This window comes from Vreelandella malpeensis (assembly GCF_020622355.1).
Classification (GTDB): Bacteria; Pseudomonadota; Gammaproteobacteria; order Pseudomonadales; family Halomonadaceae; genus Vreelandella; species Vreelandella malpeensis.
On sequence record NZ_WHVL01000001.1, the window covers coordinates 1,004,700 to 1,017,738 of the forward strand.

The window sequence follows — 13,039 nt, forward strand, 5'->3', positions numbered from 1 at the left end:
ATGTCACTGCGTTTTGCCCCACTCGTGGCGGGCATTTCCGCCCTGCTGGCCATTCCCGCCGCACTCGCCGACGATCGCGTCCAGGTCGTCACCAGCTTCTCGATTCTGGCGGACATGGTCGAGAACGTCGGCGGCGAGCACGTCGAGGTGACCTCGCTGGTCGGCCCCGACGGCGACACCCACGTCTACTCGCCTCGCCCCGGTGACGCCCGCGCCCTGGCCGAGGCGGATCTGGTCGTCTTCAACGGCCTGCTGCTCGAAGGGTGGATGGAGCGCCTGCTCGACGCCAGCGACTACCAGGGCGAGCTGGTCGTCGCCACCGACGGCATCGACAAGCTCGACTACCACCCGCACGATCACGGCCACTCTCACGAGCACGAGCACGAGCACGAGCATGAGCATGAGCATGAGCATGAGCATGAGCACGCACATGATCACGACCACGATCACGGCCATGCCCACGATCATGAGCACGGCGAGTTCGACCCTCACGCCTGGCAGGACATGGACCAGGCGCGCACCTACATCGCCAACATCCGCGACGGCCTGATCGATGCCGACGAGGAGAACGCCGACGACTACCGCGCCAACGCCGAGCGCTACCTGGAGGAAATGGGCGAGCTCGACGGCGAGATTCGCGCCCTGATCAGTGACATTCCGCCCTCGACCAGCGTGATCACCGGGCACGACTCCTTCGGCTACTTCGCCAACGCCTACGGCGTGCGCTTTCTGTCGCCCACCGGGCTCTCCAGCGAAGTGGAGCCCAGCGGCGCCAGCATGGCGGCCCTGGTGGACCTGATCAACGCCGAGGGCGTGCAGGCGCTGTTCTACGAGAACATGACCAACTCGGCGGTGATCGACCAGCTCGCCGAAGAGACCGGACTTGCGGTCGCCGGCACGCTGTATGCCGACGCGCTGTCGAGCGACGGCTCGGCCAGCACTTATCTCGGCATGATGCGCCACAACGCCGAGCTCCTGCACGACGCCCTGGGCCGCCCCGGCCACGGCGAGCAGGCTCATGACCACGATCACGGCCATGACCATGCTCACGATCATGACCATAGCCACGAGCACGAGCATAGCCACTGAGTAGTACACCCTTCTCAAGCGCCCTTCGCGGGCGCTTTTTCGTGGCCGCTCGCGCTGGTGGCCGCGCCGCTAACGCGCCATACTCTCGGCACCGGCCATTTGGCCCTTTTCAATCACACGGTGCCCTTTCATGTCTGCCTACCTATTCACCGCCTTCGCGCTGGGAGCGGCTGCGCTGCTGCCGGCCACGCTAGCCCATGCCGAACCGGACAACCGCCTGGCGGCACAGGTCGACGACGTCATTCGCCCGCTGATGGCCGAACACCGGATCCCCGGCATGGCGGTGGGACTGAGCGTGGACGGCGAGCAACATCTCTTCTACTACGGCCTGGCCGACATCGAGGCGAGCCGCGCAGTGGACGAACGCACCCTGTTCGAACTTGGATCGATCAGCAAGCTCTACACGGCGACGCTGGCCGCCTACGCCGAGACCCAGGATGTGTTCGCCCTGGACGATGCCGCAAGCCGCCACCTGGCCGCGCTTGCCGGCAGCGCCTTCGACGACATTAGCCTGCTGGAGCTCGCTACGTATACGGCAGGCGGCCTGCCGCTGCAGTTTCCCGAGACGCTCGAGGGCGAGCAGGCCATGCTCGAGTACTTTCGCGACTGGAGGCCGGATTTCGCCCCGGGCACCCACAGGCTCTACTCCAACCCGAGCCTCGGACTGCTGGGTTATATCACCGCCGAGCGCCTGGGGCAGCCGTTTGAAGAGGCGATGACCGAGCACGTGTTCGCCCCGCTGGAGATCACACACAGTTTCTTCGACGTGCCCGCCGACGAGCGCGAACACTACGCCTACGGCTATTCAGCGAGCGACGCGCCGCTTCGCGTCAACCCCGGGCTGCTGGACGCTCAGGCCTATGGGCTGAAGGCGACCGCCAGCGACGTGCTGCGCTTTCTGGAGGCGCATCGGGCTGGCGCGCCCACGGCTTCCCTGCAGGCAGCGATGAACACGACGCAGGCTGGCTACTTCACGCTCGGTGACATGGCCCAGGGGCTTGGCTGGGAGCGCTACGCCGCGCCGGCCGCCCTGGAGCAGCTGACGGCGGGCAGTGCCCTGGAGGTGGTGCTCGAGCCCAACGCGGTCGAGCGGATGACGCCGCCGCTACCGCCTTCGACGGCGGGGTGGCTACACAAGACCGGGGCCACCAACGGCTTCGGAAACTACGTCGCCATCGCCCCGGGCGAGCGTATCAGCGTGGTGCTGCTGGCCAACCGCAACTACCCCAATGCGGCGCGCATCGAAGCCGCCTACCGGCTCGTCGAGCGCTTGCGCGCCGACTGATGACGGGCCAGCGCCTGCGTCGTCGTTGCTTTTTGGCGCGCGGATGGTGAGACTGGCCCTCCTGCCCAGTGACGACGAGCTTGCCTCCCATGCGACTGAATGCCGATTTTTCACGGTTTGCCTGCGTGACGCCCAAGGCGTACCAGTGGGTCGCCTCGCCCAGCGCCGGGGTCGAGCGCATGATGCTGGACCGGATCGGTGACGAGGTGGCGCGCGCCACGAGCCTGGTGCGCTACGCGCCGAACAGTCGCTTCGAGGCGCACACCCACGGCGGCGGCGAGGAGATTCTGGTGCTGGAGGGCGTGTTCGGCGACGAGCACGGCCGCTACCCGGCGGGCAGCTACCTGAGAAACCCCATCGGCACGGCGCACGCGCCTTGTATCGGTGAGGAGGGGGCGCTGATTCTGGTCAAACTCCACCAGTTCGAGCATAGCGATATCCGCCACGTCGCCCTGCCCGCCCACCGGCTGCCCTGGCAGCCCGACCGCCGCCAGGGCATTCGTTACAAGGCACTGCACGCCCACGGCCAGGAACGGGTGAGTATCGAACGATGGGACACCGGAGTAACGGTCGACGACCCGTCATCGAGCAAGGGGCTGGAGCTTCTGGTGCTCGAAGGCACCCTCATGGAAGGTGATACCGCGTATCCAGCGGGCAGCTGGTGTCGCTACCCGTTCGGGGCGCAGCCCGCCCTCGCGGCGGGTAGCGAAGGCGTCACCCTCTACCTCAAGCGCGGCCATCTCTCGGCGGCCTGACGGGTCGTCACGGCGCGTGCAGGCCGACAAACGGCGCCAGCGTCAGCAGCACGATCACCAGTACCGCCGCCAGCGTCAGCGCTACCTGCACGGGGTGGGCCATGAAACGCCGCCACAGCGTCGGGTTCTCGCCGCGCGCCCGGGCCTGCTCGAAGGCGCGACGCTGATCCGCCTGGCGCTCCTTCTGGTAGGCATCGAGGGCGCCCTCGGCAGCGTCGCGCTGGTCGTCGCGGCGCAGCCAGATCGCATCCACCCCCAGGCGGAAAAAGCCCGCCTGGGTTTCATAGACGTCGAAGCCGCGTTCGAAAAGGAGCGCGCGGACCTCCTGAGCCTCCTCATCGGTCACGTGGCGCAGCCGGAACAGCAGATGCGCCACGTTAGTCGCCCATCCCGGCCATCAGGTCGGCCTGGATGACCTCGATCCAGTAGCCGTCCGGGTCCTTCACGAAGATCACGTCCTTCATCTTGCCCTGCTCGGCGCGCTTGACGAAGGTGACGTTACACACGTCGAACCAGGCCTGGGCGGCAGCGAGATCCGGCACGCTGAAGCAGATATGCCCGAAGCCCTGGGGCTCGGCGTTGCCGTCGTGGTAGGCGAAATCCGCCTGCTGCTCGGTGCCCCAGTTGTGGGTCAGCTCGAGAAGCCCTTTCTGCCCGAAGGTCCAGGCGGTGCGCTCGCGGGTATCCTCGGGAATCGCCTCGCCCTGCTCGACGTTGGCGAGGAAGTAGAGCGAGAACTGCATCTCCTCGAAATCCAGCTTTCTCAGCACGCGCATGCCGAACACCCTGGAGTAGAACGCAAGGGCTACCTCGGGATCCTTTGCCCGCAGCATGGTGTGGTTCAAGCGAAATCCCTGGGTATTGCCCGGCGCGGGGACGACGCCGGGATGCTGTTCGCCGTTGAAACTCATTAAATGCTCCTGATGGGCCGTGATACTTTGACGAAACCGATACCGTGTACAAGTATGTACACTAATCGATGCAAGTGACGTGCTATTTCGCGCCACGCACATCCACTTCCATGACAATGAGGGCAGGGACTGGCTAATTCCAGTCCCGCCACGGAGGCACCATGTCTCGCGACCGTAACGTTCTAGGCGAACCCCTGACGCCTTGCTGCCATAGCCCCAAGGCCGGCTTCTACCGCGACGGTTTCTGCCGCGTGGGCCCGGACGATGTGGGCGTGCACTCGGTATGCGCCATCGTCACCGAGGAGTTTCTGGCGTTTTCCCAGGCCCAGGGCAACGACCTGACCACGCCGCGCCCGGAATTCGGCTTTCCGGGCCTTGCCCCGGGCGACCGCTGGTGCCTGTGCGCCAAGCGCTGGCTGGAGGCCGCCGAGGTGGGCCTGGCCCCGCCGGTCATCCTTTCCGGCACCAACGAGAAGACGCTGGACATCGTGCCGATGACCACGCTGCGTCAGCACGCCATGGACGCGGTGCACTGACATTGCGGCGGCTTTACAAGCCGCGCCAGGACCCGGATAGTAGCACCACGACAGGGGCGCCCCTTCGGGCTGAGACGCACCCTTGGAACCTGAACCGGATAATGCCGGCGTAGGGAGTCGTGGTACGCCCACCACCACCTCCCCGCCGGGAGGATGCTATGAACCACCCCGCCCTGGGCCGCTACCTGGACGCGCTGAGAGATCAGACTCCGCTCGTTCACTGCATGACCAACTTCGTCGCCATGAACTCCACCGCCAACCTGATGCTCGCCATCGGCGCCTCGCCCGCCATGCTCCATGCACAGGAAGAGGCGCCGGCCTTCACCGAGCTAGCCCAGGCACTGTCGATCAACATCGGCACGATCTCGCCACCCTGGGCCGAGGCCATGCTGGCTTGCGCCGAGGTAGCCGGTACGCAATCCACACCTTGGGTGCTGGACCCGGTGGCTGTCGGCGCCACGCGCTACCGTCAGACGCTGTGCGAGGCGCTGCTCGCCCGCAAGCCCTGGGTGATCCGCGCCAATGCTTCGGAAGTGCTGGCGCTGGCCGGGCTCGAGAGCAAGGGGCGCGGCGTGGACACCGACCCCGCCGCGCAGAACGCCGAATACGCCGCCGTGACCCTGGCCCGAAAGCAGGGCTGCGTGGTGGCGATGACCGGCGAGCGCGACTTCGTCACCGACGGCACCCGACACGCCCGGGTCAGCGGCGGACACCCCCTGATGCCGCGCGTGACCACGCTCGGCTGCGGCTTGAGCGCCATTGTCGCCGCGTTCGTCGCGGCCTCGCCCGACGATCGATTCGAGGCGACGGTGGCGGCCCTTGCGAGCTTCGCGCTGGCGGGCCGTAACGCGGGTAAGCGCGCCCAGGGACCGGGCAGCTTCCAGGTCGAGCTGCTCGACGCGCTCTATCAATTGACGCCCGAAACGCTGTCGAACCAGGCTCGCTGGGAAGACGTCGTGCCGTCAGGCGCTGCGAGCAGCGACGCAGGAGAGCACCCATGACGCTGGACCTATCGCTTTACCTGGTCACCGATGCCGGGCTGTGCCGCAACTATGGCCTCGAGAGAACCGTCGAGGACGCGGTGGCCGGCGGGGTGACCGTCGTCCAGCTGCGCGACAAGCACGCCGACGATGCCACGCTGATCCACCAGGCCCGGCGCCTGAAGGCGGTGCTCGCCGGCAGCGGCGTGCCCTTGATCATCAACGACCGCCTGGAGGTGGCGCTCGAAAGTGGCGCCGACGGCTTGCATGTAGGCCAGAGCGATGCCGCCGTGCTGCAGGCTCGCCAGGCGCTCGGTGCGCACGCGATCCTGGGGCTCTCCATCAATACCCGCCAGGAGCTCGACACCGCCCCGATGGAGGCGCTGGACTACGTGGGGTTGGGTCCGGTGTTCGCCACGCCCAGCAAGCAGGACCACGCCGCTCCCTTAGGCTTTGCCGGCCTGGCAGCGCTGGCCGGGGCGAGCCGACTGCCAAGCGTGGCCATCGGCGGACTCAAGGCCGAGCACGTCGATCAGGTGTTCGCGGCGGGCGCCCAGGGCCTGGCGGTGATTTCCGCCATCTGCGGCACGCCGGACCCGCGCCGCGCCGCGCAGGCATTTCGGCGGTGAAGCACCAGATCGAGCATATCGCCGCCTTCGTCAAGGTGGCGGAGCTTGGCAGCTATACCCGCGCCGCCGAGGCGCTGGACATCTCGCGCACGCGCCTGTCGCGTCAGGTGATGGCACTGGAGGAAACCCTCGGCGTGCGCCTTTTGCAGCGCACCACGCGGCGTATCCACCTGACCACCGAAGGCGAGCGCTACCTGGCCCACGCCCAGGCCATCCTGGCCGCCCTGGACGAGGCGGCAAGCGACGTCAGCAGCACCACCCAGCAGATTCAGGGCGACATGCGCATCAACGCGCCGATGAGCTTCGGCGTGCGCTACCTGGCGCCGCTGGTGGCCCGCTTCATGGTCGAGCACCCGAAGCTCCAGGTGCGCCTGGATCTCAACGACCGCCGGGTGGATCTCGTCGAGGAGGGGTACGACGTGGCGATTCGCATCGGCCAGCTGGCCGACTCCACTCTGGTGGCGCGGCGCATCACCCGCTGTCGCATGCTGTTTTGCGCCTCGCCCGATTATCTTAAGCGTTACGGCACTCCCGCCACCGCGAAGGCTTTGGCCGACCACCGCTGTCTGCGCTATCGCAGCGGCCAGACCAGCGGCGAATGGATGCTGGGCGACGGTACCAGCGTGATACCCCGGGGGCCGCTGGAGAGCAACAACGGCGACGTGCTGACCCACATGGCGGAGGCGGGGCTGGGCATCGCTCAGCAGCCGAGCTTTCTGGTTACCGAGAGCATCCTGGCGGGCCGGCTGGTGCCAATCCTTCTCGACCAGCCGCCGACGATGCTGGATATCAACGCGCTCTATATCGCCCGGCGCTACCTGCCGGCGAAGGTAGAGGGGTTCATCGAGCTGCTGCGCGCGACCTGGGGCGAGCCGCCATGCTGGGAGGAGGCCATGGGATTGTCGCGTATGGCGCAACAGTGAAGTGACGAAATCGCAGATTATCTTCATTTCTCGCTGACATAAAGTATCTCCATCGGCCACCCCTGACCGCCCACTGGAGAAACCTGATGAACAGCACTCACACCCCGTGTTCTCCAACCAGGGCGGCGACTGGGAGTTCCCGGTGTTCTGGGCCATGGCACTGCTGGTACAGGCTGGCCTCGGTGGCGGCAGCTTCCGCCTGACCGGCCGCACTCACTGATACCATTACGCCCCCGGTACGCCGGGGGCCGCACGAGAAGATCGACCATGCTACCCAGTCTGTTTATTTCCCACGGCTCCCCCATGCTCGCCTTGAACCCGACGTCCGCTCACCGCTTTCTGCGCGAGCTCGGCCAGACCCTCACCCCGAAGGCAGTGGTGGTCGTTTCCGCCCACTGGGAAAGCGTGAAGCTCAAGGTCAGTAGTGACGCCTGGCCGGACACCATCCACGACTTCGGCAACTTCCCGCGTGAACTCTTCGAGTGCCGCTACCCGGCCCCGGGGGAGCCTGCGCTTGCCAAGCGGCTTTCGTCGCTGCTGGATGCCGATCTGGTCGAGCGCGGCTTCGACCACGGCGCCTGGGTGCCGCTGTCGCTGATGTTCCCCAAGGCGGACGTTCCGGTCGTGTCGGTATCGCTGCCTATTCGCTGGTCCAACGAAGAACTGGTGGCCTTCGGCGAGAAGCTCGCGCCGCTGCGTGACGAAGGCATTCTGATCGTGGGCTCGGGCAGCCTGACCCACAACCTCTACGAGACGATGCCGATGGGCAGCCGCATGCCCGGCTGGGTCGGCGAGTTCGCCGACTGGGTCAGCGATCGAGTCGAACAGGATGACCGTCAGGCGCTGATCGAGTGGGAAAAAGCGCCTCAAGCGAGTCGCAATCACCCCACGCCAGAACATTTCCAGCCGCTGCTGGTGGCTATGGGCGCCGGAGGGGAGGGCCACAAGCTTCATCACAGCTGCGAACATGGCGTGCTGGCAATGGATGTCTACGCGTTCGCCTAACGAGAGCGCTGAGGTTTGAGTGGCATGAAAAACGCCGGAGCCTCGCTGATAGCGTATCAGTGAGGCTCCGGCGCTGAGGGCTTCGCGCGAGACTAGAGGCTTGCGTTGACCACCATGCAATCCATGCCTTGGGCGTGCAGAGTCTGGCAGGCCTGGATGGCACGCGCTTCGTCGAGGGCCACCACGCGGGCGCGGAACACCGGCGTCTGGCCGCCGAGCTGGTCCACCGTGACGCGTCCCCCCACCCCATTGGGCAGCCGGTTGGCCGCCTGACGGGCGAGCTGCTCGGCATGGCTTGCCTGGCTGAAGGCGCCCACCTGGATGCCCCAGTCGCCGCCGGTATAGGTAGAGGGCGCGATGGGAGTCGGGGCCTGGGTAGCCTGGGTCTGTTGATTGATCAGTTCTTGAAGCGGATCGTGCGCTGCCGTAGCGGATGAAGATGCAGCCGTGGACGCCACCGCCTGGGCCACGCTCGGGGTCGCGGGCCGGGTGGCCGCCGGAGAGAGCGTGGAGGTGTCGACATTGGCGAGAATCGGTGACAGCGGCGTGCTGGGCGGCGGCGAGGTCAGCGGCCGCGACGGGCCGTCGAAGGCCATGAACTCACGGGAAAAGTTGGTATCGGCCATCCAGCTGGTGTTGTCGCGCAGACGCGCCCGAGCGAAGCTGCGATCAAGCAGGTCTGCCATGTGAGCATCGCGGGAGGAGGAGCTGAAGCCCCCCATCACCACGGCCATCATCCGCCGGCCATCGTGGACCGCGGTAGTCGCCACGTTGAACCCGGAGGCGCGAATGAAGCCGGTCTTGAGGCCATCGGCGCCGGGATAGTCACGCACCAGGCGGTTGTGGCTGGTGTGGCGGGTACCGTTGTAGCTGAACTCCTGCAGGCCGAAATAGTGGTAGTACTGCGGGAAGTCCTGCATGACCCGGGTGGCGAGGATCAGCATGTCGCGGGCGGTGGTCGTCTGGCCATCGTCCGGAAGGCCGGAGGCGTTGCGAAAGGTGGTGCTGTTCATGCCGAGCTCGCGGGCCTTGGCGGTCATCATGCTGGCAAAGCGCGACTCGCTGCCGCCGAGCGCCTCGGCCACCACCACGGCGACATCGTTGGCCGAGCGCACAACCAGCGCGCGGATGGCGGTGTCCAGCGGGATCGTGCTACCGGCGGAGAGCCACAGCTTGGTGGCCGGCATGGCAGAGGCCTGGGCGGAGACGGCCAGCGGCTGGTTGAGGCTCAGCTGGCCCTGGCCGAGCGCCTCGAAGGCCAGGTACAGCGTCATCATCTTGGTGAGCGATGCGGGGTAGCGCTGTAGATCGGCGTTCTCCGAATAGAGCACCTCGCCATTCTCGAGATCCACCACGATCCCCGCGTAGCGGGGGTTGTTCGCCTGCGCCGTAGTGGCGAACACCAGGCACGCCAGCACCAGCGTCCACACGAGCCACCACCGCGCGGCGGTGACTGCCCCTACTCCCCTCGTTGCCATCATTCGCCCCTTGCTTGACTCGATTGATCCTGCGGCCTTGACGCCCGCCCTCGCCCCAAACGCTCAGGTTAGCACGTCGACGTGCCTCGACCACGTATTCTACGAGGCAATGCCGCAGCGATAGAAGTGGGGGCATAAAAAAACCGACCCCGGAGGGTCGGTTTTCATTGTGCTGCGAAGCCGCTTACTCGTCGGAGGCCGCTTGATCGGCAACCGGACGGTCGACCAGCTCGACGTACGCCATGGGGGCGTTGTCGCCGGGACGGAAACCGCACTTGAGAATACGGATGTAGCCACCCGGACGCTCGGAGTAACGCGGGCCCAGCTCGTTGAAGAGCTTGCCAACAGCTTCCTTGGAGCGCGTGCGCGCAAACGCCAGACGGCGGTTGGCGACGCTATCCTGCTTGGCCAGGGTGATCAGCGGCTCGATGACGCGACGCAGTTCCTTGGCCTTGGGCAGGGTTGTCTTGATGACTTCGTGCTCGACCAGCGAGACAGACATGTTCTTGAACATCGCCTGACGGTGCGAGCTGGTACGATTCAGATGACGACCACTCTTACGATGACGCATGGTTGTGATTCCTTACCAAACTGGGACTCGAGACGACGCTTACGCGGAGGCCTTGTCGTCCTTCAGGCTCGCGGGTGGCCAATTTTCCAGCCGCATGCCGAGGGAAAGACCGCGCGCTGCCAGAACGTCCTTGATTTCGTTCAGGGACTTCTTGCCGAGGTTCGGGGTTTTGAGCAGCTCCACTTCCGTGCGCTGGATCAAATCACCGATGTAATAGATATTCTCGGCTTTCAGGCAGTTCGCGCTGCGTACGGTCAACTCGAGATCGTCTACGGGGCGCAACAGGATCGGATCGATGTGATCCTCTTCCTCTTCGACTTCCTGCTCTTTATCAGCTTCCAGGTCGACGAAGGCGGCCAGCTGCTCTTGCAGGATGGTCGCACTGCGGCGGATAGCCTCTTCCGGATCCAGAGTACCGTCGGTTTCCAGGTCGATGATCAGCTTGTCGAGGTCGGTACGCTGCTCGACACGCGCGGCTTCGACCGAGTAGGAAACACGGCGAACAGGGCTGAAGGTGGCATCCAGCTGCAGGCGACCGATCGCGCGGGTCTCTTCGTCAGAGCCACGAGCGTCAGCCGGTTCGTAACCACGACCCAGCGCCACTTTCAGCTGAATCTTCAGCTCGGCCCCTTCATTGACGTGTGCAATGACGTGGTCCGGGTTGACGATTTCGACGCTATGATCAAGCGCAATGTCACCAGCGGTGACAACGGCCGGGCCCTGCTTGTTCAGCGAGAGCACCGCCTCATCGCGGCTGTGCATCTTGATCGCGACATCTTTCAAGTTCAGGAGGATCTCGATGACATCTTCCTGCACCCCTTCGAGGGCACTGTACTCGTGCTCGACTCCGCTGATTTCGGCCTCGACCACGGCGGCGCCGGGCATGGACGAAAGCAGAATGCGACGCAGAGCATTCCCCAGGGTGTGACCAAAACCGCGCTCGAACGGTTCGAGGACGATCTTGGCATGATGTGCGCTGATTTCTTCGACCTTGATATCGCGCGGGCGAAGAAACTCTGTCACTGAACGCTGCATATGAACACCTTTCAGGCTGCCAAACGGATACTGAGTACTCTAGAGCGTGTACTCATGAGCACCCGGGCGAGGCGCGAAACGCCCCGCCCAGGCTTCAAGAAGCAGAGTTGCCAGGCAACTCGCTTACTTGGAGTACAGCTCGACGATCAGGTTTTCGTTGATGTCGGCAGTCAGGTCACCGCGTTCAGGCAGAGCCTTGAAAGTGCCTTCCATCTTCTTGGCGTCGATGTCGATCCAAGCAACGTCACCACGGTTGGCCGAGATGGTCAACGCGTTCTGGATACGTGCCTGATTCTTCGCCTTTTCACGAACGGCAATCACGTCGCCCGGACGAACCTTGAAGGAAGGTACGTTGACGGTTTTACCGTTGACGGAGATCGCCTTGTGGCTGACCAGCTGACGCGCTTCGGAGCGCGTCGAGCCGAAGCCCATCCGGTAGACGACGTTGTCCAGTCGGGATTCGAGCAACTGCAGAAGGACTTCACCGGTCGCGCCTTTCAGGCGAGCGGCTTCCTTGTAGTAGTTGCGGAACTGCTTTTCGAGTACGCCGTAGATGCGACGTACCTTTTGCTTCTCGCGAAGCTGCAAGCCGTAGTCGGAAAGACGCTGACGACGCTGGCCGTGTACACCCGGGATCTGCTCGGATTTACACTTTTTCTCGAAGGGGGTCACACCGCTCTTCAAAAAGAGGTCGGTACCCTCGCGACGAGACAGTTTGCACTTCGGTCCAATATAACGAGCCATGAATCTGTCTCCTTAAACGCGGCGTTTCTTAGGCGGACGGCAGCCATTATGGGGAATGGGCGTCGCGTCTACGATGCTTTGCACGCGGAAGCCGGCGGCGTTGAGTGCACGCACGGCGGATTCACGGCCGGGACCGGGGCCCTTGACCAGCACGTCTACGTTTTTCACACCATATTCGGCTGCAGCAGTCGCTGCACGTTCACTCGCCACTTGAGCTGCGAACGGGGTGCTCTTGCGAGAACCACGAAAACCCGAACCACCGGCAGTCGCCCAAGAAAGCGCGTTGCCCTGGCGGTCTGTGATCGTCACGATCGTGTTGTTAAAAGAGGCATGGATGTGCGCAACGGCGTCCACTACCTGCTTTTTAACCTTTTTACGGTTACTACGCGGGTTAGCCATGTTGATGTCTATTCCTGTCTTAACGCCAGCTCTCTATACGAGAGCCTGCGTGTTATTTGCGGATCGGCTTACGCGGGCCCTTACGGGTACGCGCATTAGTCTTGGTCCGCTGACCACGCAGCGGAAGACTACGACGATGACGCAGACCACGGTAGCAGCCCAGGTCCATGAGACGCTTGATGTTAAGCGTGACATCACGACGAAGGTCGCCTTCTACGGTGTACTTGCCAACTTCAGAACGCAGGGTGTCGACTTCTTCAGCAGACAGGTCCTGGATCTTGGCAGTCGGCTCGACGCCGGCGGCGGCACAGATGTGCGCAGCGCGGGTACGGCCGATCCCGAAGATATAGGTCAGCGAGATCGCCGCATGCTTGTTGTCCGGGATATTGACGCCTGCAATACGGGCCATCAGCTTACTCCGAAATTTGAGCGGCTTGCTCGTTTGTTCATCTTTAAAAGGCGCAACAGCATACCCCTTTGGCTGCCCGAAGGCAAGGGGTATGCCGGCGCCCGCTTGATTGCAGCGAGGTGCTTAGCCCTGACGCTGCTTGTGCCGCGGCTCGACGCAGATGACGCGAACGGCGCCGTTGCGACGAATGATCTTGCAGTTACGGCACATCTTCTTCACGGAAGCTCGAACTTTCATCGTTCTTTCTCCAAAAACGGCTCTCGGCACGTCCGGGGGCCGAGACCCCCGGA

General features: G+C 64.5%; 17 protein-coding genes and 1 riboswitch. Of the genes, 8 read left to right on the top strand and 9 right to left on the bottom strand.

Annotation, left to right across the window (positions count from 1 at the left end):
- From GEV37_RS04615 to GEV37_RS04625, 3 genes are all read left to right on the top strand, one after another.
- The gene (locus GEV37_RS04615) at nucleotides 1-1,089 is read left to right on the top strand and encodes a metal ABC transporter substrate-binding protein (protein ID WP_227389063.1); all 1,089 of its coding nucleotides are present in this window, start codon (nucleotides 1-3) and stop codon (nucleotides 1,087-1,089) included.
- A gap of 130 nt (nucleotides 1,090-1,219) precedes the next feature.
- Nucleotides 1,220-2,374: a class C beta-lactamase gene (gene ampC / locus GEV37_RS04620; protein ID WP_227389064.1), complete on the top strand. Its 1,155-nt coding sequence runs from the start codon at nucleotides 1,220-1,222 to the stop codon at nucleotides 2,372-2,374.
- Between the two features lie 89 nt (nucleotides 2,375-2,463).
- A complete protein-coding gene (locus tag GEV37_RS04625; RefSeq protein WP_227389065.1) occupies nucleotides 2,464-3,129 on the top strand; it encodes a cupin domain-containing protein in 666 nt (221 codons plus the stop codon).
- A 7-nt stretch (nucleotides 3,130-3,136) separates the two neighbouring features.
- Here GEV37_RS04625 and GEV37_RS04630 read toward each other — a convergent pair whose 3' ends face one another.
- Both GEV37_RS04630 and gloA read right to left on the bottom strand, forming a co-directional pair.
- Nucleotides 3,137-3,505 (bottom strand): DUF6164 family protein, encoded by a 369-nt coding sequence (locus tag GEV37_RS04630; protein ID WP_227389066.1) that lies wholly within the window; start codon nucleotides 3,503-3,505, stop codon nucleotides 3,137-3,139.
- A gap of 1 nt (nucleotide 3,506) precedes the next feature.
- Nucleotides 3,507-4,040 carry a lactoylglutathione lyase gene (gene gloA / locus GEV37_RS04635; protein WP_227389067.1) on the bottom strand — a complete coding sequence of 178 codons (534 nt, stop codon included), beginning with the start codon at nucleotides 4,038-4,040 and terminating at the stop codon, nucleotides 3,507-3,509.
- 161 nt (nucleotides 4,041-4,201) lie between these two features.
- Between gloA and GEV37_RS04640 the strand changes: the two genes are divergently transcribed.
- The 5 genes from GEV37_RS04640 (at nucleotide 4,202) to GEV37_RS04660 (ending at nucleotide 8,113) form a co-directional block, all read left to right on the top strand.
- Nucleotides 4,202-4,576, top strand: a complete 375-nt coding sequence (locus GEV37_RS04640) for a DUF2237 family protein (RefSeq protein ID WP_227389068.1) — start codon at nucleotides 4,202-4,204, stop codon at nucleotides 4,574-4,576.
- Nucleotides 4,577-4,618: 42 nt separating this feature from the next.
- Nucleotides 4,619-4,709, top strand: a riboswitch (TPP riboswitch).
- Between the two features lie 25 nt (nucleotides 4,710-4,734).
- On the top strand, nucleotides 4,735-5,577 hold the full coding sequence (thiM, locus tag GEV37_RS04645) for a hydroxyethylthiazole kinase (RefSeq protein ID WP_227389069.1): 843 nt from the start codon (nucleotides 4,735-4,737) through the stop codon (nucleotides 5,575-5,577).
- Complete coding sequence (thiE, locus tag GEV37_RS04650) at nucleotides 5,574-6,185, top strand: thiamine phosphate synthase (protein WP_227389070.1); 612 nt, start codon at nucleotides 5,574-5,576, stop codon at nucleotides 6,183-6,185. Before thiM ends, thiE begins: the two co-directional genes overlap by 4 nt.
- Complete coding sequence (locus GEV37_RS04655; RefSeq protein ID WP_227389071.1) at nucleotides 6,182-7,108, top strand: LysR family transcriptional regulator; 927 nt, start codon at nucleotides 6,182-6,184, stop codon at nucleotides 7,106-7,108. Before thiE ends, GEV37_RS04655 begins: the two co-directional genes overlap by 4 nt.
- A gap of 267 nt (nucleotides 7,109-7,375) precedes the next feature.
- Nucleotides 7,376-8,113 (top strand): DODA-type extradiol aromatic ring-opening family dioxygenase, encoded by a 738-nt coding sequence (locus GEV37_RS04660; protein ID WP_227389072.1) that lies wholly within the window; start codon nucleotides 7,376-7,378, stop codon nucleotides 8,111-8,113.
- A 92-nt stretch (nucleotides 8,114-8,205) separates the two neighbouring features.
- On the opposite strand, the gene GEV37_RS04665 is transcribed toward GEV37_RS04660, so the two are convergent.
- From GEV37_RS04665 to rpmJ, 7 genes are all read right to left on the bottom strand, one after another.
- Nucleotides 8,206-9,591, bottom strand: a complete 1,386-nt coding sequence (locus GEV37_RS04665; protein ID WP_386111206.1) for a serine hydrolase — start codon at nucleotides 9,589-9,591, stop codon at nucleotides 8,206-8,208.
- Between the two features lie 184 nt (nucleotides 9,592-9,775).
- Nucleotides 9,776-10,162, bottom strand: coding sequence for a 50S ribosomal protein L17 (rplQ, locus tag GEV37_RS04670; protein ID WP_227389074.1), 387 nt, complete (start codon nucleotides 10,160-10,162; stop codon nucleotides 9,776-9,778).
- A 39-nt stretch (nucleotides 10,163-10,201) separates the two neighbouring features.
- Nucleotides 10,202-11,197 carry a DNA-directed RNA polymerase subunit alpha gene (locus tag GEV37_RS04675; protein ID WP_227389075.1) on the bottom strand — a complete coding sequence of 332 codons (996 nt, stop codon included), beginning with the start codon at nucleotides 11,195-11,197 and terminating at the stop codon, nucleotides 10,202-10,204.
- A 123-nt stretch (nucleotides 11,198-11,320) separates the two neighbouring features.
- The gene (gene rpsD, locus GEV37_RS04680; RefSeq protein ID WP_227389076.1) at nucleotides 11,321-11,941 is read right to left on the bottom strand and encodes a 30S ribosomal protein S4; all 621 of its coding nucleotides are present in this window, start codon (nucleotides 11,939-11,941) and stop codon (nucleotides 11,321-11,323) included.
- 12 nt (nucleotides 11,942-11,953) lie between these two features.
- Nucleotides 11,954-12,340 carry a 30S ribosomal protein S11 gene (gene rpsK, locus GEV37_RS04685; RefSeq protein ID WP_009099028.1) on the bottom strand — a complete coding sequence of 129 codons (387 nt, stop codon included), beginning with the start codon at nucleotides 12,338-12,340 and terminating at the stop codon, nucleotides 11,954-11,956.
- 52 nt (nucleotides 12,341-12,392) lie between these two features.
- Nucleotides 12,393-12,749, bottom strand: a complete 357-nt coding sequence (gene rpsM / locus GEV37_RS04690) for a 30S ribosomal protein S13 (protein ID WP_227389077.1) — start codon at nucleotides 12,747-12,749, stop codon at nucleotides 12,393-12,395.
- A gap of 123 nt (nucleotides 12,750-12,872) precedes the next feature.
- Nucleotides 12,873-12,986, bottom strand: a complete 114-nt coding sequence (gene rpmJ, locus GEV37_RS04695; protein WP_081139244.1) for a 50S ribosomal protein L36 — start codon at nucleotides 12,984-12,986, stop codon at nucleotides 12,873-12,875.
- Between the last annotated feature and the right edge of the window lie 53 nt (nucleotides 12,987-13,039).